This window comes from Streptomyces inhibens (genome assembly GCF_003389455.1).
Lineage (GTDB): Bacteria > Actinomycetota > Actinomycetes > Streptomycetales > Streptomycetaceae > Streptomyces > Streptomyces inhibens.
This window is the reverse complement of record NZ_QUAC01000035.1, coordinates 1-20,791: the sequence shown is the minus strand read 5'-3', so window position 1 is coordinate 20,791 and position 20,791 is coordinate 1. Positions and strand designations below refer to the sequence as shown.

Genomic DNA, 20,791 nt, shown 5'->3' with positions numbered 1-20,791 from the left:
GCCGCGCAACTCGGGCGCGTCCGGTGCGGTGAGCGCGGGCCCGGCGGTGGCAGGCGGTGGCCGGCGAGCGCCTCGTCCGCCCGGGGCCGGTCGCCGCGGTCGTCCAGGCCGGGGCCGGCCGCTAGCTGCGCCCGAACTCCAGGACGAGATGATCCTCGACGGGCCGGTAGCCGAGCCGCTGGTAGATGACGTTGCTGGTGGGGTGGGCGAGGTCCGTGAAGAGCAGCAGCTCATGCACCCCCTCGTCCTGCGCAGCGCGGGAGACAGCGGCGGTCGCCGCCCCCGCATAGCCGCGTCCGCGCAGCTCGGGCGGGGTGTAGACGGGAGCGACCCGAGCCATGCCGAAGAGCGTGCGGGTGACCCCCGCCATCGATACGGGGCGGCCGTCGGCCTCCCACAGCAGGCAGCGGCCGTGGGCGATACGGTCGTCGACCGCTCGGGCGTCGCGGGGCGGCGGATCGCCGACCTCCGCGGCGAAGGCCGTGAACCAGGCGAGAAGGAGGTCCCGGTCGGCCGTCGTGGCGAGCCGGGCCGCACCGGGAGGTGCGGGGGCCGGCGGCGTCAGCTCGCCCAGCCGGTAGAGCCGGTGGTGTTCGGCGGTGCGCACCGTGCCGCCATGCCGTCGCTGCCAGGCCGCGGCGACCGCCTCGGCCGTCGCCCGGCCGGCGTTCACGCCCGGTACCGCGAGCTGCTCGTGCGCCAGCACGTCCACCAGCTCGGCCGCCGCCCCGTCCGGCATCGGCGAGAGCAGCACCGTACGCGGCGGCGTCCACACGAACGCGGCCCCGACCGCTGACTGCCCGTCCCGCCGCCACCAGCCGAACGACGGTGCGTCCTGCCCGTAGGTATCCGTGCCGATCACCCGCAGGGAGGATGCCACCGACAGCAGCACGGTGTGCTCGGCCGGCCGGCCGCGCAGGAACGTGCCGGCGGCCGCGTCGAATGCGTCGAGGTCCCGGGTCGTGGTCCAGGTCATGCCACACCTTCCCGTGGATTCCCGGCCGGCCGCACCCGGTTTTCGGCTCGGGCTCCGGGGCCGGTTCACGCCTTCGCACGGTCACACGGTCGGACGGGCACGCGGTCACGCCGTCAGGTGGTCGGACGGGCACGCGGTCACGCGGTCACGCGGTCACGCGGTCACGCGGTCACGCGGTCAGACAGTCACGCGCCTTCGACGACGAGGGGCGGGCTCGGAAGGCCGGGGCGGCGGGGCAGGAAGACGGTGCGCAGGACGATGCGCGGGGCGACGAGGCGGGCGGGCGGCGCGGTGAGGCAGAAGACGTCCCGCCAGATCGCGCCGACGACGGGGTCGATGGCGGCGCGGGCGAACAGCCGGTCGAGGTACCACGTGCTCAGTCGCTCGCCGAGGCTCGCCTTGGTGTCGTCGGGGCTTGCATACGGCCGGTCCGCGCCGACCGCGGCGAGCCAGGCGGGTTCCACCGCACGGGCCACCGCCCGCTGTGCCTCGGCGATGACCCCGGGGCGCAGACCGCCACCGTCCGCGAGCGTGCTGCGCACCGCCAGCGCGCCGAGCGCGGCGACCGACATCCCCTGCCCGTACACGGGGTTGAAGGTGCAGCCGGCGTCCCCCAGGACGAGGAACCGTTCGGGGAGGGCGCCGGGCCGCTCGAAGTGCCGGCGGCGGTTGTAGGTGTCGCGGAAGCCGTGCACCGGCGAGAGCGGTTCGGCCTGCGCGAGCAGTTCATGGACGTACGGGTCGCCGATCGTGGCGCTGAAGGCGGTGAACTCCGCCGCGTCCGTGGGCGGGTGGTGCCCGCGCACCCCGGACAGCGTCAGCAGCCACTTGCCGTCCTCGACCGGTACGTAGGCGGCGCCGCGCGGGCTCTCCGGCCAGCCGGGGATGTTGACGCCGGCGTCGGGCGCGGTGTCCGGGTCCTTGGGGCGGTACATACGGGTGGCGTAGGCGAGCCCCGCGTCCACGGTCTCCTCCTGCGGCGCGGACCTGCCCAGTTCGGCGTACCACTGGGGCGTCCGGGAACCGCGGCCCGAGGCGTCCACGACGAGCGCGGCCGACAGCTCCCGCCCGGATCCCTCGCCGCGCTCGCCGTCCCGTGACCGGACGCGTACCCCGGTCACCCGGCCGGCGTCCCCGGTCAGCCCGACGGCCTCGGTGGCCTCCAGGACCTCGACACGGGTGGGCGAGTCGGCGGCCGCCCGCAGGACCCGCTCCCGTACCACCGCGTCCAGCACCGGCCGGGTGACGCTCAGCGTGAGATGACGGCGCTCGTCGAAGCGGCGCTGCCAGCCGGTGGGCGTACGGGTGAGCAGATCGCGCGGCAGATACAGGCTGCGCGCACCGGCCTCGGTGAGCGCGGCGACCGTGCCGGGCAGCAGCTCTTCGAGGGCACGTCGGCCGCCGCTGAGGAGAATGTGCAGATGGCGGGCCTGCGGGACGCCCTTGCGGAAGGCGCGCCCCTCGGGATAGCGGTCGCGCTCAACGACGGTGATCGCGTCGACGTGTCCCACCAGGGCGGTGACGGCCAGCATTCCGGCGAGCCCGCCACCGATCACGATCGCGGTGCGCCCGCCATTGGAGTGCTCTGCCATCCCTGCCTCGCTCCCCCGCCGGCCGGCCCGTCAGCCGTACCGCCTGCTCGTTGCCGTTACCGGATCCGGTACGCCCTGCCCGGGATTCGCTCGCCGGGCCGGGGACCGGTCACCTCCGCGGAACCTGATCATTGACGCTCTCAGACTTCAGTGCACACAACACCGATGTCAACGCCCCTTTCTGCCAACCGACTCGATGGGGGAATAGGGCTCGCCACGGACCACCAGCGATCGCCCGCTCAGCACCGGTCACGGACCGTCGGCACGGCTTCTTGCGCGTCCTTTCCTCCCTCGCATCACCTCAGTCCCTAACATCCCGCTATGAGGTGAGCCTGCGTCTAGACTCCCGGCTGCGGACGCGACTCGTCCGGCAACGGTCTCACCGGCAAGGGATTCGTCTCACCAGCAAGAGATTCAAGGACGCTTGTGACATTCCAGCAGGTTTCTGAGCCGTCTGACGTATATGACGTACTCGTCGTCGGTGGAGCGGGCGTGGACACCATCGTGCCGGTCGGCGCGCTGCCGCTGCCGTCCGCCGATTCCCATCCGGTGCCGCCCATTCATGAATGGGTGGGGCACACCGGCACCGGCGTCGCGCTGGGCTGCGCGGCGCTCGGACTCGCCACCGGTTTCCTGGACTTCATCGGCGACGACCATCCCGGCAGCCTGGTCCGTGAACGGCTGGCCGGTACCGGCGTCGACTTCCGGCCGCTGGTCTCGCCGCACGGCACCCGGCGTGCGGTCAACCTTGTCGCCCCCGACGGCCGTCGGATGTCGTTCTACGACGGCCGCGACCCTGTCGACCTGCGTATGTCCGCCGAGCACTACCTGCCGGCTCTGCGCCGCGCCCGGCACGTCCATCTGTCGATCATGCACTTCACCCGCTTTCTGTACGACGACATCGAAGCGCTGGGCCTCCCCGTCTCCACGGATCTGCACGACTGGGACGGCCTGACGGACCATCACCGGGAGTTCGCGCTCCGCTCGGATGTGGTGTTCCTCAGCACGGCCGGGGCGGGTGAACGGATCGGGTCCGTCATGCGCGAGATCCTCCACGACGGGCGCGCCGAGGTGGTGATCGCGACGGCCGGTGCGGGCGGCGCCTACCTCCTCACCTCCGACGACCGCACGCCGCGACTGGTGCCGGCCGCGGTCCCGCCCGGCCCCGTCGTGGACAGCAACGGCGCGGGCGACGCCTTCGCCTGCGGTTTCCTCTACGGCCGGCTGGCGGGCCGGCCGCTCGAGGACTGCGCGCGGCTGGGCGCCGTAGCGGGGGCCTATGCGTGTACCTCGCCGGGCACCCACACCACCCTGGTCGGCCCGGACGATCTCCGTGCCGTGCTTGCCGATACCGCGGCGGCCGCCGCCACCGTCACCGCACCGCACGGTGACGAACCCGGGCTTCCTGAGCCGCCGGCAGCTCAGGTCTCCCGCACCGGGGCATAGGCCTCCGCTCCCAGTCCGAAGGTCCAGGCGACGCCTTCCCGCGCCGTACGGGTCCAGGGCGGCACCCGCAGCCAGTAGGTGCGATGGGTGCCGTCCGGCTCCGGCGTCGAGTTGACCACCTCGACCATCACCACCGGCTCGTCGTCGTCGAGTTCGATACGCCACAGAATGCCCGCCTCGTCGCGGTGCATCGGCTGCGCTCCGGACTCTTCGAGGTAGCGGTCGTAGCCGTAGAACTCCAGCATGACCCGGCGGAGTTCGGCGTTCTCCTCCTTCCGTATGCGCTCCGGTGTGAGGTCGGCCAGCCCGTCCAGGAATGTTGCCGGGACCGGCATCCCGCGCCAGGCGTACAGGGCGAAGCCGTCGGGGAAGGCGAGCGCCGGGCCGTCGCCCCGGTCCAGCCGCCCGGCCTCGTCGCGATGCAGCTCGACCGGCCGCTCGGCGATGATCGCCACCTTCTCGTACGGCCACCACCACCCGGCGGTGCGGGCCACGGCGGCGATGCCCGCCAGCCGCTCTCCCGGCTCCGCGAGCGCGGCGAGCCAGGGCGCGTCATGCTGTCCCAGCACCGCGTCCAGCAGCGCCAGCCGCACCGCGGGCTCACCCCCGGGCGTTTCGGCCAGCGCCTCGACGACGCCGGTGCGGATCCGCTCGGTGAGCGCCCGGGTGGTGTCCCACAGCCGGCCGCCGGTCAGCTCCCATCGCTCACCCCAGCCGACTCGGCTCAACTCGGCATGCAGCGCGGCCCGTTCGGCTGCCCAGGGCCGGGTCCGCACCGCGTCCCGCACGCTCACCCCCAGCTCGGCCCGCGACGCTGCCAGCACCCGCGCCGTCGCCTCCCTCGGCGATCCGGCCCACTCCACCCGCTCCGGCTCCGCGAGCCCGGCGAGGCGATAGGCCAGCCGCACCCCCGCCTCCGCGGCCACCCGGTCCGCCGGCCCGGTCGCGGCCGCCACCGCACGCCACCCCGCCGACGCGGCGCCCCGACCGTCCCCCTGCCCCTCTTCGGCCACCGCCCGCATACCCAACTCCCCGTACTCGCTTGCCATTTCGCCGCGCACCCTGCCGTCCCCCGTTCCCCCTGCTGCTGCCGCCTTGCGCCACCCCGGGCTCCGTATGCCCCGCGTGCCCCGCCGGACACGACGGACACGCCTTAGTCCGCCACCAAGCGCACCGAGCCCGGCACGTACTCGCGTTGGCGCACCACGCGGTACCAGCCCTTGGGCAGCGATATCGCGGCATGCTCCTCATGCACCACCCGGCCGCCCTCGGGCAGATGCAGCAGCGCGGGCCCGAACGCCCCCGTCTCGCGTCTCAACGCACCGGCGCCGACCACCGCATGGGCATGGCCGGTGACCTCGCCCAATGCCAGCACCATCCGCCCCCGCACATCCCGCGGTTCTTCCGGCAGCCTGCTCACATGCTCCGGCAGCGCGGCTTCCGCAACCGGCACGATCAGCACATCTCCCTGTCGGTACACGCCGTTCCCTCCCCCTCGTTCGCACTCCTCCGCTCTGCCGAAAACGTTAGGGGGTGGGTCTAACAATCGGCTCTGACCTGCGGAAAGCTGGGGGAGAGTGCGTCATACGTGGCCGGCGACCCGGGCGCCGGCGGCGTTGTCAGTGGCGGTTGATAGGAATAGCGGCCATGAGCATCCACCAGCACGTGGAAGAGTGGGACGGCCTGCCCGTCCACGACTTCCCGCAGGCCACGGACGATATGTCCGCCCTCCCCGAGCCCGGGGCCGTCGCCTGGCGGCTGTCCGTCCATCCGTACGACGACAGCGACGACGACACATTCGAGCAGCGCTGGCAGCGCTTCACCGAGACCGTGGAGCTGTCGGGCGTCCGCGCGCTGGTCCTGGGGCAGTGGGGCGAGGTGTACGACGAGTCCTCGGAGGTCGTCGTGGCGGCGGTCGTCGCGGCCAAGGACCGGCTCACGGGCCTGCGCGCCATCTTCCTCGGCGAACTGGTGGCGGAGCAGGCGGAGATCTCCTGGATCCAGCAGTCCGATGTCACACCGTTGCTTACCGCCTTCCCCGCGCTGACGCGTCTGACCGTGCGCGGCGGCAGCGGCCTGGTCTTCCCGCCGGTGCGGCACGATGCGCTGCGCGAGCTGCGGTTCGAATCGGGCGGGCTGCCGGCCGCCGCGGTCCGGGGGATATGCGAGAGCCACTTCCCCGCACTGGAGTCGCTGGTCCTGTGGCTGGGTGTGCCGGAGTACGGCGGCGATTACGAGATCGGCGATCTGGCCGCCGTGCTCTCCGGCAGCCGTCTGCCCGCGCTGCGCCATCTGGGGCTGCAGAACAGCGAGATCCAGGACGAGATCGCCACGGCGATCGGCTCGGCCCCGGTCGTGGCCGGCCTGCAGACGCTGGATCTGTCGATGGGCACGCTCACCGATGCCGGCGCGGAGGCGTTGCTCGCCGGCCAGCCGCTCACCCACCTCAAGAAGCTCGACCTGGATCACCACTACCTCACCGACGCGATGGTGCACCGGGTGCGCGAGGCGCTGGAGCCCAGCGGCGTCGAGATCGTCATCGACGAGCGGGGCGAGGAGGACGAGGACGACGGCACGGTGTGGCGCTATGCCGCGGTGACCGAGTAGATGACGGCCCTCGCCCACCCCGCTACCGTCACCCGGGCCTCCGCTGCCGCCCTCACCCGCGCCTCCACCGCCGCCGTCACCCGGGCCTCCACCGTCGCCCGCTCCGCGGCCGGCGGCCTGCCCCGCTTCGCCGTGGTCGGCAACCCCGAGAACCGCCGGGTGACGCTGTTCGCCGATGCGGTCCGCTCCGCGGGTCTGCCCGCGCCGCGCCTGCTGGCCTGGGCCGATGTGCTGCGCGACGGCGCGCGGTTCACACCGGGCGAGATCGTACGGATCGACTCGCCCGGGGAGAACGCCGAGGTCGAACGGCTGCTGCGAGGGGCCGCCGACCCGACCCGGGTCGAAGGCACGGCGCGGTGGTACACCCGCTTCACGGCGGCGGTGCGGGAGGTCGCCCGTGCCGCCTCGGCGGGCGGCGCCACCCTCCTGGACGATCCGGCCGAGCTGGCGGTGCTCTTCGACAAGCGGCGGTGCCACGGCGTGCTGCGTACCGCGGGGGTGCCGGTTCCCGAGTCGCCCACGTCGGGGCCGGGCGCCGCGGCCGTCGGCAGCTGGGCGGAGGCCAGGTCGGTGCTGGGTGCAGCCGGGTTGCGGCGGGCGTTTCTCAAGCCGGCGCACGGCTCATCGGCGTCCGGTGTGCTGGCGCTGGAGAGCGACGGCCGAGGGCGCTTCCGTGCCACGACCTCGGTCGAACTGGGTCCGGACGGCAGCCTGTTCAACTCCCTGCGGGTGCGTCGTTACGGCAGCGAGCCGCAGATCGCCGCCATCGTCGACGCGCTGGCACCGGACGGTCTGCACATCGAGCGCTGGATTCCGAAGGCGGCACAGGCCGGCCGGGTCGCCGATCTGCGGGTGGTGGTCGTGGACGGCCGGGCGACCCATGCCGTCGTCCGCACGAGCCTTTCGCCGATGACCAATCTCCATCTCGGTGGAGCGCGCGGTGATCTCACCGCGGCGCGGGCGTCCGTCGAGGCGTCGGGGGCCCGTTGGACCGATGCGCTGGCCGTCTGCGAGGCGGCCGCCGCCTGCTTTCCGCGCACTCTGTGTGTGGGCGTGGATCTGCTGCCCAAGACGGGCTGGCGGGGCTTCGTGGTGGGCGAGGTGAATGCCTTCGGCGATCTGCTGCCCCGGCTGACCGGCCTCCCGGGAAGCGGGGCCGAGGGCCTGGACACGTACGGCGCGCAGGTCGCCGCCGTACGCAGCACACAAGGAAAGAGCGGAACGTACCGTGCACGCCCCTGACACTCCAGCGCACGCCCCTGAATCACCAGCGCGCGCCCCTGAACCGGTGGCCGCGGCGGCCCGCACGGCCGAGACCCCGGAAAGCGACGAGAACCTCGATATGAACGAGATCGTGGGCAGCCACGACCTCCTTCTCCTCACTCTCGACACGCTGCGCCACGACGTGGCGCAGGAGCTGGCGGCGGACGGCCGGATACCGCATCTGGCCCGGTATCTGCCCGGCGGCCGCTGGGAGCGCCGGCACGCCCCCGGAAGCTTCACCTACGCCTCCCACCAGGCGATGTTCGCCGGTTTTCTGCCGACCCCGGCGGCTCCGGGACCGCATCCCCGGCTGTTCGCCGCGCGGTTCGCCGGCAGCGAGACCACCGCGCCCGGCACTTGGGTCTTCGACACCCCCGACCTGGTGTCCGGCCTGGCCGCGGCCGGCTATCGCACGGTGTGCATCGGCGGGGTGGGCTTCTTCAACCGGCAGGCGGCGCTGGGCTCCGTGCTCCCCGGGCTGTTCCAGGAGAGCCACTGGGAGCCGGAGTTCGGTGTCGCCTCCCCCACCTCGTTCGAGGCACAGGTCGCCCGCGCCGAAGAGGTTGTCGCCGCGCTCCCGGCGCGGCAGCGGCTGTTCCTGTTCGTCAATGTCGCGGCGCTGCACCAGCCGAACTGGTTCCATCTGCCCGGCGCCACCCGCGAGGCCGGTGACAGCCGCGCCACCCACGCCGCCGCGCTGGAGTACGTCGACCGCCATATCGGCCGGCTCTTCGCCGCCGTGAGCAGCCGCCGCCCGTGTTTCGCCATCGTCTGCTCCGACCATGGCACGACCTACGGCGAGGACGGCTATACGGGCCACCGCCTCGGCCATGAGTCCGTCTGGACCGTCCCTTACGCCCAGTTCACGATCGAGGCCGCCCGATGACCGTCACCGAAACCGCCACCACCTCGCGCCCGCCCGGCTCGTCTGCCCCTGCTCCTTCCCCTGCCCCGACCGCCGACCCTCCGTACTCGCCCGACTCGCCGGACTCGCCGTACGAGAGCTATGTCTACGCCTACCCCCACAAGACGGCCTACCGCCGGCGCCCGGACCGTCCGGCGCTGCGTGACCTGTGGGCGACCGAGCCGCAGGACGCGCTCTCGCTCTATCTCCACATACCGTTCTGCGAGGTGCGCTGCGGCTTCTGCAATCTCTTCACCCGCATCGGCGCCCCGGGGGAGATGACCTCGGCGTATCTGGACGCCCTGGAGCGCCAGGCGATGGCCGTCCGGGACGCGCTGCACACCGATGCCCGGTTCGCCGCGGCGGCGTTCGGCGGCGGCACCCCCACCTTCCTCAGCGCCGCCGAGCTGGCGCGGCTCTGCGATATCGCGGAGCTGCGGATGGGCGCCGAGCTGCGCACGGTGCCGCTCTCCGTGGAGACCTCCCCGTCGACCGCCACCGCGGACCGCCTGGGTGTCCTGGCCGAGCGCGGTGCGACCCGGATCAGCATCGGGGTGCAGAGCTTTGTCGAGGCGGAGGCGCGGGCCGCGGTCCGTCCGCAGCGCCCGGCCGAGGTGGCGGCCGCCCTGGACCGGATCCGGGAGTCGGGCGTTCCGGTGCTCAACATCGACCTGATCTACGGCATCGACGGCCAGACGGAGCGCAGTTGGCAGCGGTCCCTGGACACCGCGCTGGGCTGGCGGCCCGAGGAGCTGTATCTCTATCCGCTGTATGTGCGCCCGCTGACCGGCCTGGGCCGCAAGGATCCCACGGCGCCCGACCCGGAGTGGGACGCCCAGCGCCTGCGGCTGTACCGCTACGGCCGCGACCATCTGCGGGCCGCCGGCTATGAGCAGGTGTCCATGCGGATGTTCCGCCGCCGGGACGCGGCCACGCCCACCGCGGGCGGTGCCGACCACGCCTGCCAGACCGACGGCATGATCGGTCTGGGCTGCGGCGCCCGGTCCTACACCTCGGCCCTGCACTACTCCTTCGACTACGCCGTCGGTATGACCCGGATCCGTTCGATCATCGACGCCTACCTGTCCCGCCCCGCCGCGGACTTCGCACACGCCGAATTCGGCTGGGAGATGACCGGGGACGAGGCGCGCCGCCGCCATCTGCTGCAGTCGGTGCTCCAGGCGGAGGGTATGGCGGTCGCGGACTACCGTGCCCGGTTCGGCAGTTCGCCCGCGGACGACTTCCCGGCGGAGCTGGCGCGCTGTGCCGAGCGTGGCTGGCTGGACAATTCCGCGGCCCCGGGACTGCTGCGGCTGTCCCCCGAGGGGCTGGCGCATTCCGATGCCCTGGGCCCGATGCTGTTCTCGCCCGCCGTACGGTCCCGCATGGCCGCCTACGACCTCAAGTAAGGCCCAATGCCATGGACTTGACGATTCTCTACCGCGGCCCGCTGGCGTCCTGCGACTACGACTGCCCGTACTGCCCGTTCGCCAAGCGGCGGGACAGCCGCGAGCAGCTGCGCGCCGACCGCGCGGCACTGGCCCGCTTCGCCGACTGGGCAACGGCGCAAGGAGAAGGGGACGCGCCCGGTCCCGGTGACCGGCTGTCGATCCTCTTCACCCCCTGGGGCGAGGGTCTGGTCCGCTCCTGGTACCGCCGCACCCTCGCCGAACTCAGCCGCCTCCCGCACATCCGGCGGGTGGCGATCCAGACCAATCTCAGCTGCCGCACGGACTGGCTGGCCGAGGCGGACCTCGACGTCCTGGCCCTGTGGTGCACCTACCACCCGGGCCAGACGCCGTACGACCGGTTCCTGGCGAAGACCCGCGAGCTCGCCGCGCGCGGCGCCCGCTTCAGCGTGGGCATCGTGGGCCTCCCCGGCCATCTCGACCATGCCCGCAAGCTCCGCGCCGACCTCCCCGAGCAGGTCTATCTCTGGGTCAACGCCGCCGAGGGCCACAGCTATACGGACGAGGATGCCGCCCTCTGGACGGAGCTCGATCCGCTCTTCCCGTTCAGTCGCCGGCCGCACGAGAGCGCCGGTCTCCCCTGCCGGACGGGCGAGTCGGTGCTCTCGGTGGACGGCGACGGCACGGTACGCCGCTGCCATTTCGTCCGCACCGAGCTCGGCAATCTCTACGACGGCAGCTATCGCGCGGCGCTGCGCCCCCGCCCCTGCCCGCTGGCCGTGTGCGACTGCCATATCGGCTATGTCCATCTGGAGACGCTGCCGCTGTACGACGTGTTCGCGGGCGGGGTGCTGGAGCGGATCCCCAGCGCCGCGGCGCCGGCCGGCCGGGGAGCCCGGTCCGTGCGCCTGGCGGGTCAGGCCTTGCGGCCCACCCCACCGTAGAAAATGGTGTTGTTGAGGTCCCGCGGGCCGGGCACCTCGCCGTCCGGCCGCCACAGCGGCACCCGTACGACGCCCGGCTCCAGCAGCGCGAACGGCCCGAAGAGCGGCTCGATCTCGGCCTTGGAGCGCAGATTGAGGGTGGCGGTGGCGCTCTTGTAGACGTTGATGACACCGTCACGCGCCTGCACGTCCGTGCGGCCCTCCGCGTACGCCTCGTAGGGCTCACCGGTCGCATGCGACAGGACGAGATGGCTGCCCGCGGGGAGCGCCTCGGCGAGGGTCGCGACCAGGGCGGCGGGGTCCTCGTCGTCCCGGACGAAGTGGAGTACGGCGACCAGCAGCAGCGCCACCGGCCGGTCGAAGTCGATCAGCTCCCGGACGGTCGGGTGGTCCAGGATCGCCTTGGGGTCGCGGACATCACCGAGCACGAAACCGGTGCGCTCGGCGTTGGTCAGCCGGGCCCCGGCGTGGGTGGCGACGATCGGGTCGTTGTCGACGTAGACGACGCGGGTGTCGGGGGCGGTCTCGCGCGCCACCTCATGGGTGTTGGGCGAGGTGGGGATGCCGGTGCCGATGTCGATGATCTGGCGGATGCCGCCGGCGACGAGTTCGCCCACCGCCCGGCGCAGGAACGCCCGGTTGGCGCGGGCGCTGTGCCGTACCTGGGGGTGGACCTCGATGACCCGCTCCGCGGCCACCCGGTCGACCTCGTAGTTGTCCCAGCCGCCGAGGTAGTAGTCGTACATCCGGGCCGGGTGCGGCCGGCTGGTGTCGATCTCGTCGGCCGAGAAGCCCGAGTGCTCGGGTCCTTGGACGTACGGTCCGATCTCCGGGACTTCGGAGTCCGGTGCCCCCTGGGGTATGTCCTGCTCGCTCACGCCGTCCTCCGTTCGGTGCGCCGGCCCGGCGCCGCGGAGAGCAGGAAGTCGGCGTGGCCGGCCTTCGCGCCCTCGATGAAACTCACCATTTCGTGGTGGGTGTAGATCAGCGCCGGGCCGTCCGGGTCGGTCGACTGCCGGAGCGCGATCCGGCCGTCCCCCAGCTGCATGGCCTCGACGCACTCGCCGCCGTTTCCGCCGCTCCACGGCTTGTGCCAGCCCTCGGTGCCCAGTTCTTTGGCGGGCATGCCGTTGTAGATGCGTATGCGATCCATGGTTCAGATCTCCTTGCGAAAGCCACCCAGAATGGCCTCGGTGGTGTGTGCCGGCGCGGCCTGCGCACACATCCGGTCCAGGGCCTCCAGGAACTGCGAGACGTCATTGCGCTGGTCGAAGTACTCGGCTCCGACGAGGGTCTCCGCGTAGGCGATGTCCGGGAGTTCCGGGATCGGGAAGCGGAAAATGTGGAAGGGGCCGTACATGGCGGGGTGCGGGCCCGCGGCGAAGGGCATGATCTGCAGCCGGACGTTCGGCAGCGCGGCGCCCTCCATCAGCCGGGTGATCTGGTCACGCATCACCTTGGGCCCGCCGATCGGGCGCCGCAGGACGGTCTCGTCCATCACCACCCACAGCATCGGTGCGTTGTCGCGGGTCAGCAGGGACTGCCGCTCCATGCGCAGCGCGACGATGCGGTCGATGTCGGCCCCGGAGGCGTGCGGCATACCGGCCCGCAGGACGGCCGCGGCATACTCCTCGGTCTGCAGCAGCCCGGGGATGTAGTGCGGTTGGTAGGCCCGGATGAGGTTGGCCTCGCTCTCCAGGCTGACGAATGCGCTGAACCACTCGGGCAGTACGTCCCGGAAGCGGTGCCACCAGCCGGGCTTGTTGGCCTCGCGGGCAAGGGAGAGAAAGCCCTCGATCTCGTCCTCGTCGGTGACGCCGTAGGTCGCCAGCAGCTTCTCGACGTACGGGAGTTTGAGGCCGACCTCGGCCTTTTCCATGCGCCGAATCGTGGCGTGGGTCACATCGAGGGCCGCCGCGGCCCGTTCGAAGGAGAGTCCCGCCTTCTCGCGCAGGTCCTGCAGTCGCTTGCCGAGCACCACCCGCAGGACGGTCGGCGCGCCTGCCGACCGTGGGTCCGCCACGTCCGATCGCCTCCAACTGACTTCAGTGATCAGCAGTGTGTCATGCCGTCAGCAACACGAACAGACTGCACTTACGATTCTGCAAATTACAGAGTGATCCTTGCCATCGGTGACCAACATCGCACATAGTTACGTCGTGGCTTCCTCCAACAACGCTCCTTCGTTAGGGCGCTGTGGCGGCTCCGTCGCCCAGTACCCGCAGGACGCGTTCCACTTGCCGGCGCGACGCACGTCCGTGCCCGAGGCGCGCAGACGCGCCAGTGCGCTGCTGCGCGAGTGGGGCGCGGATCAACAAGTCCGCGACGACGTGGAGTTGGTGGTCTCCGAGCTGTTCACCAATGCGGTACGGCACACCGACAGCGAGAAGGTCGGCTGCGAGCTCGCCCTCGTCGGGGCGCACATACGCATAGAGATCACGGACCAGGGCGGGCCGGGGGTTTCGGCCCCGCATCTCCAGCCCGGCAGCGTGGACAAGGAGTGCGGACGAGGGCTGTTTCTCGTCGGCGCACTGTCCGAAAGCTGGGGGTCGCGGCCGGCCGACAGCGGTCAGGGCCGGGTCGTCTGGGCGGACCTGCCGTACTCCTCGCACGCACACTGAGGCCCCGCTCCGCATCGGCGAAACGGGGCCTCCGTCATGCCATGGGGCCGCTCTCGGGCCGTGGCCGTATTACAGCGGCAGCAGATCGGGCCGCTTGGGCTCGACATGGTCGCCGGAGGACTCGCCGCGCAGCCGGCGTCCGATCCACGGCACCAGATGCTCGCGCGCCCAGTGGATGTTGTCCCGCCGCGCCTCGGCCGCCGACCGCTCGGCCTCCGGGGGCCACGGCTGGTCCGGGTCGGCCGGCACCCGCAGACCGAGCACCTGGGCCGCGCGCAGCGCCACCCGGGTGTGGCCGTCGGCCGACAGATGCAGCCGGTCATCGCTCCATGCCCGCCGGTCCTGCACCGACTTCAGCGACCACAGGTCCAGGACCGGGCAGTCGTGCCGGTCCGCGATGGCCCGGACATGCGCCGTGTATGTCGCGATCTTGCCGCGCAGATGCTTGAGCACGGGGACACCGCGGGTGTCGAAGCCGGTGCAGAGCAGGACCGTGCCGACCGTCTGATGCAGGTCGGCGACCGCCGCCTCATAACGCTCGGCGACCGCGTCCGGGTCGGAGCCCGGCCGCAGGATGTCATTGCCGCCGGCACAGAATGTGACCAGCGCGGGAGCGAGCTGTTTCACCCGGGGCACCTGCTCCTCGACGATCTGGTCCAGGAGTCGCCCCCTGACCGCGAGGTTCGCGTAGCGGAAGTCCCCCTCGGCCTGCTGGTCCGAGAGTAGGACCGCCAGCCGGTCCGCCCAACCGATGTACGCCCCGTCAGGGCCGGGATCCCCGACCCCCTCTGTAAAGCTGTCCCCGACGGCTGCGTACGACCCGATGGCGCCGTGGGCGCCGTTGCTGATGTTCTTCGAATCGTCTGCCACGTCAGGACATACTTCACCTTGAGAAGTGACTTACGCCACCGTAACCAGGGGTTGACGAGGGGTGATTAATGCCACCAGGTCAAATTCTCCTCAAATTGGAATAATGATCGATCACACACTGTTCCTTGAGCGCCGCATCGCACTCCTTCACACCACCGACGCGATTGTTACGACCTGATTGTCTATTGCATCAATGTCGTATCGTCGGGGATGCCTCGCCCCGTCGACGAGCAGCGTCGGCGAACGACCACAAGGAGCGCCCGTGACGCAGCAGACGCCGCAGGTCCCCCAGGCCCAGCCCGAGCTCGCGGAGGTCCGCAACTTCCGTGACGTGGGCGGACTGCCGACCGTGGACGGGCGTCGCGTACGGGAGGGCAGGCTGTTCCGCAGCGGACACCTTGCCCATGCGACCGAGGCGGACGCCGACTTTCTGGCCGGCCTCGGACTGCACACCATCTTCGATTTCCGCAACGCCTCGGACATCAAGCTGGAAGGCCCCGATGTCACGCTCCCCGGCGTTCGCAACGTGAACATTCCGCTCACCGACCCGGCCGACGGCGCAGAGTTCTGGACGATGGTGCGCGACGGTGAGCTGGACCAGCTGCGGTCCGCGCTCGGCGACGGCAAGGCCGCGGCCCGTATGGCCGCGACGTACCGCCACATCATCACCACCCGCACCGAGGACCACAGCCGGGTGCTGCACTCCCTCGCCGAGGACAGCGTCCCGGCGCTGATGCACTGTGCGGCCGGCAAGGACCGCGCCGGGCTCTCCGTCGCGGTGACCCTGCTGGCGGTCGGTGTGGAGCGGGACGCCATCGAGGCGGACTACCTCAAGTCCAACGATCCGCACCGCCGCTACAAGATCCGCCGCTCCGACAACTCCGCGGTCGGGATGTCGCAGGAGGTCATGGAGCTGCTCGCGCCGCTGTTCGGAGCGCATATCGACTACCTCACGGCCGCCTACGACGCGATCGAGCGGACCTGGGGCTCGACGGAGAAGTACCTCACCGAAGGCCTGAAGCTGACACCCGCCACCCGCGAACGACTGCGGAACCAGCTGCTGACGGACTGACCGCAGGACGCCTGACCGCCCGTCGGGCGACCGACGGACGGTGCCCCCTCAGCTTCCCGGCACACTCCTGTGGCAGGCTCCACGGGCATGATCGACAACTATGAGTTCTCGGGCGACCCGGCCCGTCTGGACGCCGCGCTGGTCCACCGGTGGCTCTCCACCGACGCGTACTGGGCCCTGGGCCGTACGCGTGCCCAGCAGGACCGGGCGATAGCCGGTTCGCTGAACTTCGGTGCCTACGACACGGTGACGGGCGCCCAGGTCGCCTACGCCCGGGTGATCACCGACCGGGTCACCTTCGCCTGGCTCTGCGATGTCTACGTCGCCCGTGAGGTGCGGGGCAAGGGGATCGGCAGGGCGCTGGTGGCAGCGGTCCGCGACCACCTGGCGCCGTACGACCTGCGCCGCATCCTGCTGGCCACCTCCGACGCCCACGGGGTCTACGAGAACGTCGGCTTCCAGCCACTGGAGAACCCCGGCCAATGGTGGCCTACGGCCGCCAGTAGCGCCCGTTCACCGGCTCCGTGCCCTGACGACGCGGTGCCCATCCGGCTCCGTGCCCCTTACGGCTCCGCGACCCACCCCGCGACCAGGACCAGCCCCGATGCCCGGTGCACCGCGAGGAAGCCGAAGGGCCGGTCGTAGCGGGCCGAGATCTGCTGTGCCCGGTACGGCGGGGGCGGGGGCACGGAACCCGCGGCGACCGGCATGACCGTGACCGCGGCCGCGCGGAAGCCGAGCGCGCCGAAGGTCGCGGTCGCCGTCTGCCGGGCGGCCGACACCGCGATCGGCTGCTCGCTGATCCCCGGGAAGTGTCCGCGGGAGGTGTCGGAGGCGGCTGTGAGCCCGAAGAGGGCCGCGTGCTTCAGCAGATCGTGCTCGCCGTCGACGGTGAACCGTGTGGCGGTGAGGTCGAAGCACGGGACGCCGTCGTAGCTCGGTACGGTCGTCACCGTCAGCCCCGGCCCGCCGCCCTCGGTCAGCTCCGCACCGGACGCCGTCGGGTAGGCGCCGTCCAGGGCGGCGACACCGTGCCGCAGCACCTCGCCGCCCGGCGTCTGCGGCCCGCCGAGCAGCAGATGGACGTCCAGGCCGTTGTCGCCGGCGACCCGCACCGCGGTCAGCGGACCGGCCGGTGTGTCATGGACCGCTACCTGCTCCACCTCCGTTCCGGAGCGGCTCAGGGCCCTCAACTCCCGCCCCGCCCAGGGCCCTTCGGCCACCTGGGCCGGGTACTCCCGGAAGGGCTGCACCCAGGTCGTACGCACCAGCAGCGCGCTCGCCAGCACGAGCAGCATGTCGGGGGTCACCTGCACCGGCATCTGCTCGATCAGCCCGTCGGTGTGCCGGCGTGCCCAGGCGTCCATCGCTTCCTGGTCCGCGGCCGGGTCGGCGGTGAGCTCACCGTGCAGATCGAGCGGCAGGCCGTCCAGCCATTCGGGGTGCAGCGCGAGCGTGCGCCGGGCCCACAGCGCCGCCGCGGCATGGACACCGTCCGCGGCGTCCAGCGCGGCGAGCAGGTCACAGCCTTCGCGTACGGCGTGCTCCGCGTCGGTGCCCAGCGCCTCGGCCAGCTCCTTGCGGGCCGGGCCGGCCGACGGTCCGGCGAGCAGGGCCAGCAGCGGCCAGACACCGGCCGCGGTCAGCACCGTGCCCCGCTCCCCCAGCGTCTCCCGCACCCAACGAGCCGTCATGTCATTGACGGCACGCACCGTCGTCGCGGCGACCATCGCATCCCCCACCTGCGTCGTCAGCGGTTGGCGACCGCCTGCTTGACCAGCGTCCGCCCGAAGTCCCACATCAGGCCGCCGCCACCGTGGGCGTCGTCCATGACCGCCGTGAACGCCTCCACGAAGCGGTCCACCTCCCGCTCGCCGATGATCAGCGGCGGAATCAGCTTAATGACCTCCAGGTGGTCGCCGGAGACCTGGGTGAGGATGCGGTGCCGTTGCAGCAGCGGCACCACGACCATCTGCGCGAACAGGCCCTTGCGGGCCGCCTGGAGCATCGTCCAGCGGCCGCGCAGACCGAGCGACGTGGGGCGGCCGAACTCGATGCCGATCATCAGGCCGCGGCCCCGTACGTCGTGCAGCAGCTCGTACTTGTCGATCAGCGCGGCGAGCCGGGAGCGCAGCAGCTCGCCGGTGTGCCGGGCGTTCGCGACGATCTGCTCGTCCTCCAGCACGGAGAGGACCGCGAGGCCGGCCGCCATCGCCTGGGCGTTGGAGCCGAAGCTGGCGGAGTGCACCAGCACCCGGTCCATGGACGAGTAGACCTTCTTGAAGATCCAGTCCTTGCCGAGGGTCGCGCCGACCGGGACATAGCCGCCGGACAGCGCCTTCGCCACGCACACCAGGTCCGGTTCGACGCCGTCCTCGTGCTGGTAGGCGAAGAAGTCGCCGGTACGGCCGAGGCCGGTCTGCACCTCGTCGGCGATCAGCAGGGCCTTGTGCCGGTGCAGCAGCTCCTGTGCGGCGCGCAGGAACCCGGGCGGGGTGGGGTGTACGCCCTTGCCCTGGACGGGTTCGACCACGAACCCCGCCACATCGCCGCGCCTCAACTCCCGCTCCAGCGCGGCCAGATCGCCCATCTCGACGGCGGTGTCGGGCAGCAGCGGGGCGAAGCCGTCCCGGAAGCCGTCCTCGCCGTTGACCGAGAGCGAGCCGGTGGTCAGGCCATGGAAGGCATGGGTGCAGTAGAGGATGCGCGGCTTGCCGGTGGCGTAGCGGGCGAACTTCAGGGCGGTCTCGACGGCTTCGGTGCCGCTGTTGCCGAAGAAGACCCGGTCGAGGTGGGGCGCGTAGGACAGCAGCTTCTCGGCGAGCAGGCCGGGCAGCGGCTGGCAGTCGAAGCGGGTGAGGTCGGGCAGTTCGGCGTCGAGCACATCGTGCAGCGCCTGCCGGACGACGGGGTGGTGCCGGCCGAGGCCCATCACCCCGAATCCCGCAAGCATGTCCAGGTAGTCCTGGCCGTCGCTGTCCCAGAAGTAGGCGCCCGCGGCCCGCTCGTAGACCTTGTCAAAGCCGATGGTGTGCAGCATGCGCGGGAGCTGGTGGTTGAGATGGCGGCTGTGCAGGTCGTAGCGCTCACCGCCGCGCTCGGCGAGCAGCTCGGTCAGATCGAATCCGGTCACGAGGTGCTCTCCTTACGGGCCAGCGCGCCGCTGATCCGGCCGGCGATCTCCGCCGGGGTCAGGCCGAGATCGGCCAGCAGCTCACCGCGCTTGGCATGCGCCAGAAACTGCTCGGGGATACCGAAGGTGCGCAGCGGCACATCCACGTCCGCGTCGCGCATCGCCTGGCCGACCGCCCAGCCGACGCCGCCGTTGCGGCTGTTGTCCTCGACGACGGCCACCATCGCATGCTGCGCGGCGAGTTGCGCGATGGCCTCGTCGACCGGCTTGACCCACCGCGGGTCGATGACGGTCGCATCGACACCGCGCGCCGCGAGCAGCTCGGCGACCCGCAGGCAGACCGGCGCCATCACGCCGACGGCGACCAGCAGGACGTCGGGGTGCGGGGTGCGGTGGAGCACGTCGACGCCGCCGATCCGGTCCACGGCCGGGATCGGGTCGTCCACCGACTCCTTGGGGAAGCGGATGACGGTCGGCGCGTCGTTCACGTCCAGGGATTCCCGCAGCTGGGCGCGGAGCTGGTCGGCGTCGCGCGGTGCGGCGATCCGCAGGCCGGGAACGACGCCGAGTACCGACAGGTCCCAGATGCCGTTGTGCGAGGCGCCGTCGGTGCCGGTGACCCCGGCCCGGTCCAGGACGAAGGTGACACCGCACTTGTGCAGCGCGACATCCATCAGGACCTGGTCGAAGGCGCGGTTGAGGAAGGTGGCGTAGACGGCGACGACCGGGTGCAGTCCGCCGGTCGCCAGCCCGGCCGCCGACACCGCAGCATGCTGTTCGGCGATGCCCACGTCCCACACCCGGTCCGGGTAGGCCTCGGCGAACTTCCCGAGCCCGACCGGCCGCAGCATCGCCGCCGTGATGGCGACGACGTCCTCGCGCTCGGCGCCGATGCGGACCATCTCGTCGCCGAAGACGGAGGTCCAGGAGGGGGCGCCGGGCGGTGCGACGGGCGCGCAGGTCAGCGGGTCCATCACACCGACGGTGTGGAAGTGGTCCGCGTCGTCCTCCAGGGCGGGCGGATAGCCGCGGCCCTTCTCGGTCAGACAGTGCACCAGCACCGGCCCGTGGAAACCCGCCGCGCGGCGCAGCGCCGACTCGACGGCCGCGATGTCATGGCCGTCGATCGGGCCGACGTACTTCAGGCCCAGGTCCTCGAACATGCCCTGGGGCGCGAAGGCGTCCTTGAAGCCCTTCTTCGCGCCGTGCAGCGACTCGTAGAGCGGCTGCCCGACGACGGGGGTGCGCTGGAGGAGGTCCTTGCCACGGGCCAGGAAGCGCTCGTAGCCGTCGGTGGTGCGCAGGGTGGCGAGGTGGTTGGCCAGGCCGCCGATGGTCGGCGCGTAGGAGCGCTCGTTGTCGTTGACGACGATGATCAGCGGGCGGTCCTTCGCGGCGGCGATGTTGTTCAGCGCCTCCCAGGCCATACCGCCGGTCAGCGCGCCGTCACCGATGACGGCGACGACATGGTCGTCCTTGCCGCGCACCTGGTTGGCCTTGGCCAGGCCGTCGGCCCAGCCCAGGACCGTGGAGGCATGGCTGTTCTCGATGACGTCGTGGGCGGACTCGGCCCGCGAGGGGTAGCCGGACAGGCCGCCCTTGGCCCGGAGCTTGGAGAAGTCCTGACGCCCCGTCAAGATCTTGTGGACGTACGACTGATGACCGGTGTCCCACAGGATGCGGTCGGCGGGCGAGTCGAAGACCCGGTGCAGGGCGATGGTCAGCTCGACCACGCCCAGGTTGGGGCCCAGATGGCCGCCGGTGCGGGCGACGGCCTGCACGAGGAAGTGCCGGATCTCCCCGGCGAGTTCGGCCAGACGGTCCCCGGGAAGCGCCTTGAGGTCGCGTGGTTCCCGGATGTGTTCCAGCATCGTCACGTTCGGTCCCCCTCTACTGGTTCGGCTGACGATGACCGGCCCGGTCCGGCCCGTCTCGCGCGCGGGCGCGAGACGGG

At 71.7% G+C, this 20,791-nt stretch carries 19 protein-coding genes and 1 pseudogene; 9 read left to right on the top strand and 11 right to left on the bottom strand.

The genetic code is table 11. The annotated features are described in order from the left end of the window. Nucleotides 1-121 precede the first annotated feature (121 nt). Nucleotides 122-976 carry a GNAT family N-acetyltransferase gene (locus DY245_RS05740; RefSeq protein ID WP_128504200.1) on the bottom strand — a complete coding sequence of 285 codons (855 nt, stop codon included), beginning with the start codon at nt 974-976 and terminating at the stop codon, nt 122-124. Nucleotides 977-1,161: 185 nt separating this feature from the next. Next, nucleotides 1,162-2,568 carry an NAD(P)/FAD-dependent oxidoreductase gene (locus DY245_RS05735; RefSeq protein WP_128504198.1) on the bottom strand — a complete coding sequence of 469 codons (1,407 nt, stop codon included), beginning with the start codon at nt 2,566-2,568 and terminating at the stop codon, nt 1,162-1,164. Nucleotides 2,569-2,994: 426 nt separating this feature from the next. On the opposite strand from DY245_RS05735, the gene DY245_RS05730 reads away from it, so the two are divergent. Next, on the top strand, nt 2,995-4,014 hold the full coding sequence (locus DY245_RS05730; RefSeq protein WP_128504196.1) for a carbohydrate kinase family protein: 1,020 nt from the start codon (nt 2,995-2,997) through the stop codon (nt 4,012-4,014). Here DY245_RS05730 and DY245_RS05725 read toward each other — a convergent pair. Continuing rightward, nucleotides 3,990-5,036 (bottom strand): DUF6745 domain-containing protein, encoded by a 1,047-nt coding sequence (locus tag DY245_RS05725; RefSeq protein ID WP_128504210.1) that lies wholly within the window; start codon nt 5,034-5,036, stop codon nt 3,990-3,992. The two genes, DY245_RS05730 and DY245_RS05725, sit on opposite strands and share 25 nt — an antisense overlap. A gap of 131 nt (nt 5,037-5,167) precedes the next feature. Next, nucleotides 5,168-5,494, bottom strand: a complete 327-nt coding sequence (locus tag DY245_RS05720; RefSeq protein ID WP_128504194.1) for a hypothetical protein — start codon at nt 5,492-5,494, stop codon at nt 5,168-5,170. Nucleotides 5,495-5,661: 167 nt separating this feature from the next. Here DY245_RS05720 and DY245_RS05715 point away from each other — a divergent pair, with 167 nt between their 5' ends. From DY245_RS05715 to DY245_RS05695, 5 genes are all read left to right on the top strand, one after another. Continuing rightward, complete coding sequence (locus tag DY245_RS05715) at nt 5,662-6,621, top strand: STM4015 family protein (protein WP_128504192.1); 960 nt, start codon at nt 5,662-5,664, stop codon at nt 6,619-6,621. Next, complete coding sequence (locus DY245_RS05710) at nt 6,622-7,863, top strand: STM4014 family protein (protein WP_181923537.1); 1,242 nt, start codon at nt 6,622-6,624, stop codon at nt 7,861-7,863. It begins immediately after the preceding gene. Between the two features lie 100 nt (nt 7,864-7,963). Next, entirely contained in the window at nt 7,964-8,770 is an 807-nt protein-coding gene (locus DY245_RS05705; RefSeq protein ID WP_128504206.1) for an STM4013/SEN3800 family hydrolase, read from the top strand. Then, nucleotides 8,767-10,197 (top strand): STM4012 family radical SAM protein, encoded by a 1,431-nt coding sequence (locus DY245_RS05700; RefSeq protein WP_128504189.1) that lies wholly within the window; start codon nt 8,767-8,769, stop codon nt 10,195-10,197. The genes DY245_RS05705 and DY245_RS05700 overlap by 4 nt, the downstream gene beginning before the upstream one ends. 11 nt (nt 10,198-10,208) lie before the next feature. After that, nucleotides 10,209-11,141: an STM4011 family radical SAM protein gene (locus tag DY245_RS05695; protein ID WP_128504187.1), complete on the top strand. Its 933-nt coding sequence runs from the start codon at nt 10,209-10,211 to the stop codon at nt 11,139-11,141. Here DY245_RS05695 and DY245_RS05690 read toward each other — a convergent pair. Genes DY245_RS05690 through DY245_RS05680 form a run of 3 tightly spaced genes read right to left on the bottom strand, consistent with a single transcriptional unit; the run spans nt 11,114 to nt 13,164 of the window. Further along, nucleotides 11,114-12,019 carry an SAM-dependent methyltransferase gene (locus DY245_RS05690; RefSeq protein WP_181923536.1) on the bottom strand — a complete coding sequence of 302 codons (906 nt, stop codon included), beginning with the start codon at nt 12,017-12,019 and terminating at the stop codon, nt 11,114-11,116. The genes DY245_RS05695 and DY245_RS05690 overlap by 28 nt on opposite strands. Continuing rightward, nucleotides 12,016-12,294 (bottom strand): DUF397 domain-containing protein, encoded by a 279-nt coding sequence (locus tag DY245_RS05685; protein ID WP_128504185.1) that lies wholly within the window; start codon nt 12,292-12,294, stop codon nt 12,016-12,018. The genes DY245_RS05690 and DY245_RS05685 overlap by 4 nt, the downstream gene beginning before the upstream one ends. A gap of 3 nt (nt 12,295-12,297) precedes the next feature. Beyond that, entirely contained in the window at nt 12,298-13,164 is an 867-nt protein-coding gene (locus DY245_RS05680) for a helix-turn-helix domain-containing protein (protein ID WP_128504183.1), read from the bottom strand. 109 nt (nt 13,165-13,273) lie between these two features. Between DY245_RS05680 and DY245_RS05675 the strand changes: the two genes are divergently transcribed. Beyond that, nucleotides 13,274-13,762 carry an ATP-binding protein gene (locus tag DY245_RS05675; RefSeq protein WP_244942848.1) on the top strand — a complete coding sequence of 163 codons (489 nt, stop codon included), beginning with the start codon at nt 13,274-13,276 and terminating at the stop codon, nt 13,760-13,762. A 69-nt stretch (nt 13,763-13,831) separates the two neighbouring features. Here the strand turns inward: DY245_RS05675 and DY245_RS05670 are convergent, their stop codons facing one another. After that, nucleotides 13,832-14,632, bottom strand: a complete 801-nt coding sequence (locus DY245_RS05670; RefSeq protein ID WP_128504181.1) for an SGNH/GDSL hydrolase family protein — start codon at nt 14,630-14,632, stop codon at nt 13,832-13,834. Between the two features lie 262 nt (nt 14,633-14,894). Between DY245_RS05670 and DY245_RS05665 the strand changes: the two genes are divergently transcribed. Further along, the gene (locus tag DY245_RS05665; protein ID WP_128504179.1) at nt 14,895-15,704 is read left to right on the top strand and encodes a tyrosine-protein phosphatase; all 810 of its coding nucleotides are present in this window, start codon (nt 14,895-14,897) and stop codon (nt 15,702-15,704) included. A gap of 87 nt (nt 15,705-15,791) precedes the next feature. Then, nucleotides 15,792-16,190 (top strand): annotated as a pseudogene (locus DY245_RS05660) (GNAT family N-acetyltransferase); the annotation flags it as partial. Nucleotides 16,191-16,267: 77 nt separating this feature from the next. Here the strand turns inward: DY245_RS05660 and DY245_RS05655 are convergent. From DY245_RS05655 to dxs, 3 genes are read right to left on the bottom strand one after another with little or no spacing between them, the layout of a single operon-like run. Further along, nucleotides 16,268-17,434, bottom strand: coding sequence for a serpin family protein (locus DY245_RS05655; protein ID WP_128504175.1), 1,167 nt, complete (start codon nt 17,432-17,434; stop codon nt 16,268-16,270). A 20-nt stretch (nt 17,435-17,454) separates the two neighbouring features. Then, a complete protein-coding gene (locus DY245_RS05650; protein WP_128504173.1) occupies nt 17,455-18,837 on the bottom strand; it encodes an aspartate aminotransferase family protein in 1,383 nt (460 codons plus the stop codon). Then, nucleotides 18,834-20,714, bottom strand: coding sequence for a 1-deoxy-D-xylulose-5-phosphate synthase (gene dxs / locus DY245_RS05645; RefSeq protein WP_128504170.1), 1,881 nt, complete (start codon nt 20,712-20,714; stop codon nt 18,834-18,836). The genes DY245_RS05650 and dxs overlap by 4 nt, the downstream gene beginning before the upstream one ends. Between the last annotated feature and the right edge of the window lie 77 nt (nt 20,715-20,791).

Coding starts and splice junctions, on each gene's coding strand:
- DY245_RS05740 (WP_128504200.1), bottom strand. CDS start 976: ATGACCTGGACCACGACCCGGGACCTCGACGCATTCGACGCGGCCGCC.
- DY245_RS05735 (WP_128504198.1), bottom strand. CDS start 2,568: ATGGCAGAGCACTCCAATGGCGGGCGCACCGCGATCGTGATCGGTGGC.
- DY245_RS05725 (WP_128504210.1), bottom strand. CDS start 5,036: ATGCGGGCGGTGGCCGAAGAGGGGCAGGGGGACGGTCGGGGCGCCGCG.
- DY245_RS05715 (WP_128504192.1), top strand. CDS start 5,662: ATGAGCATCCACCAGCACGTGGAAGAGTGGGACGGCCTGCCCGTCCAC.
- DY245_RS05710 (WP_181923537.1), top strand. CDS start 6,622: ATGACGGCCCTCGCCCACCCCGCTACCGTCACCCGGGCCTCCGCTGCC.
- DY245_RS05705 (WP_128504206.1), top strand. CDS start 7,964: ATGAACGAGATCGTGGGCAGCCACGACCTCCTTCTCCTCACTCTCGAC.
- DY245_RS05700 (WP_128504189.1), top strand. CDS start 8,767: ATGACCGTCACCGAAACCGCCACCACCTCGCGCCCGCCCGGCTCGTCT.
- DY245_RS05695 (WP_128504187.1), top strand. CDS start 10,209: ATGGACTTGACGATTCTCTACCGCGGCCCGCTGGCGTCCTGCGACTAC.
- DY245_RS05685 (WP_128504185.1), bottom strand. CDS start 12,294: ATGGATCGCATACGCATCTACAACGGCATGCCCGCCAAAGAACTGGGC.
- DY245_RS05655 (WP_128504175.1), bottom strand. CDS start 17,434: ATGGTCGCCGCGACGACGGTGCGTGCCGTCAATGACATGACGGCTCGT.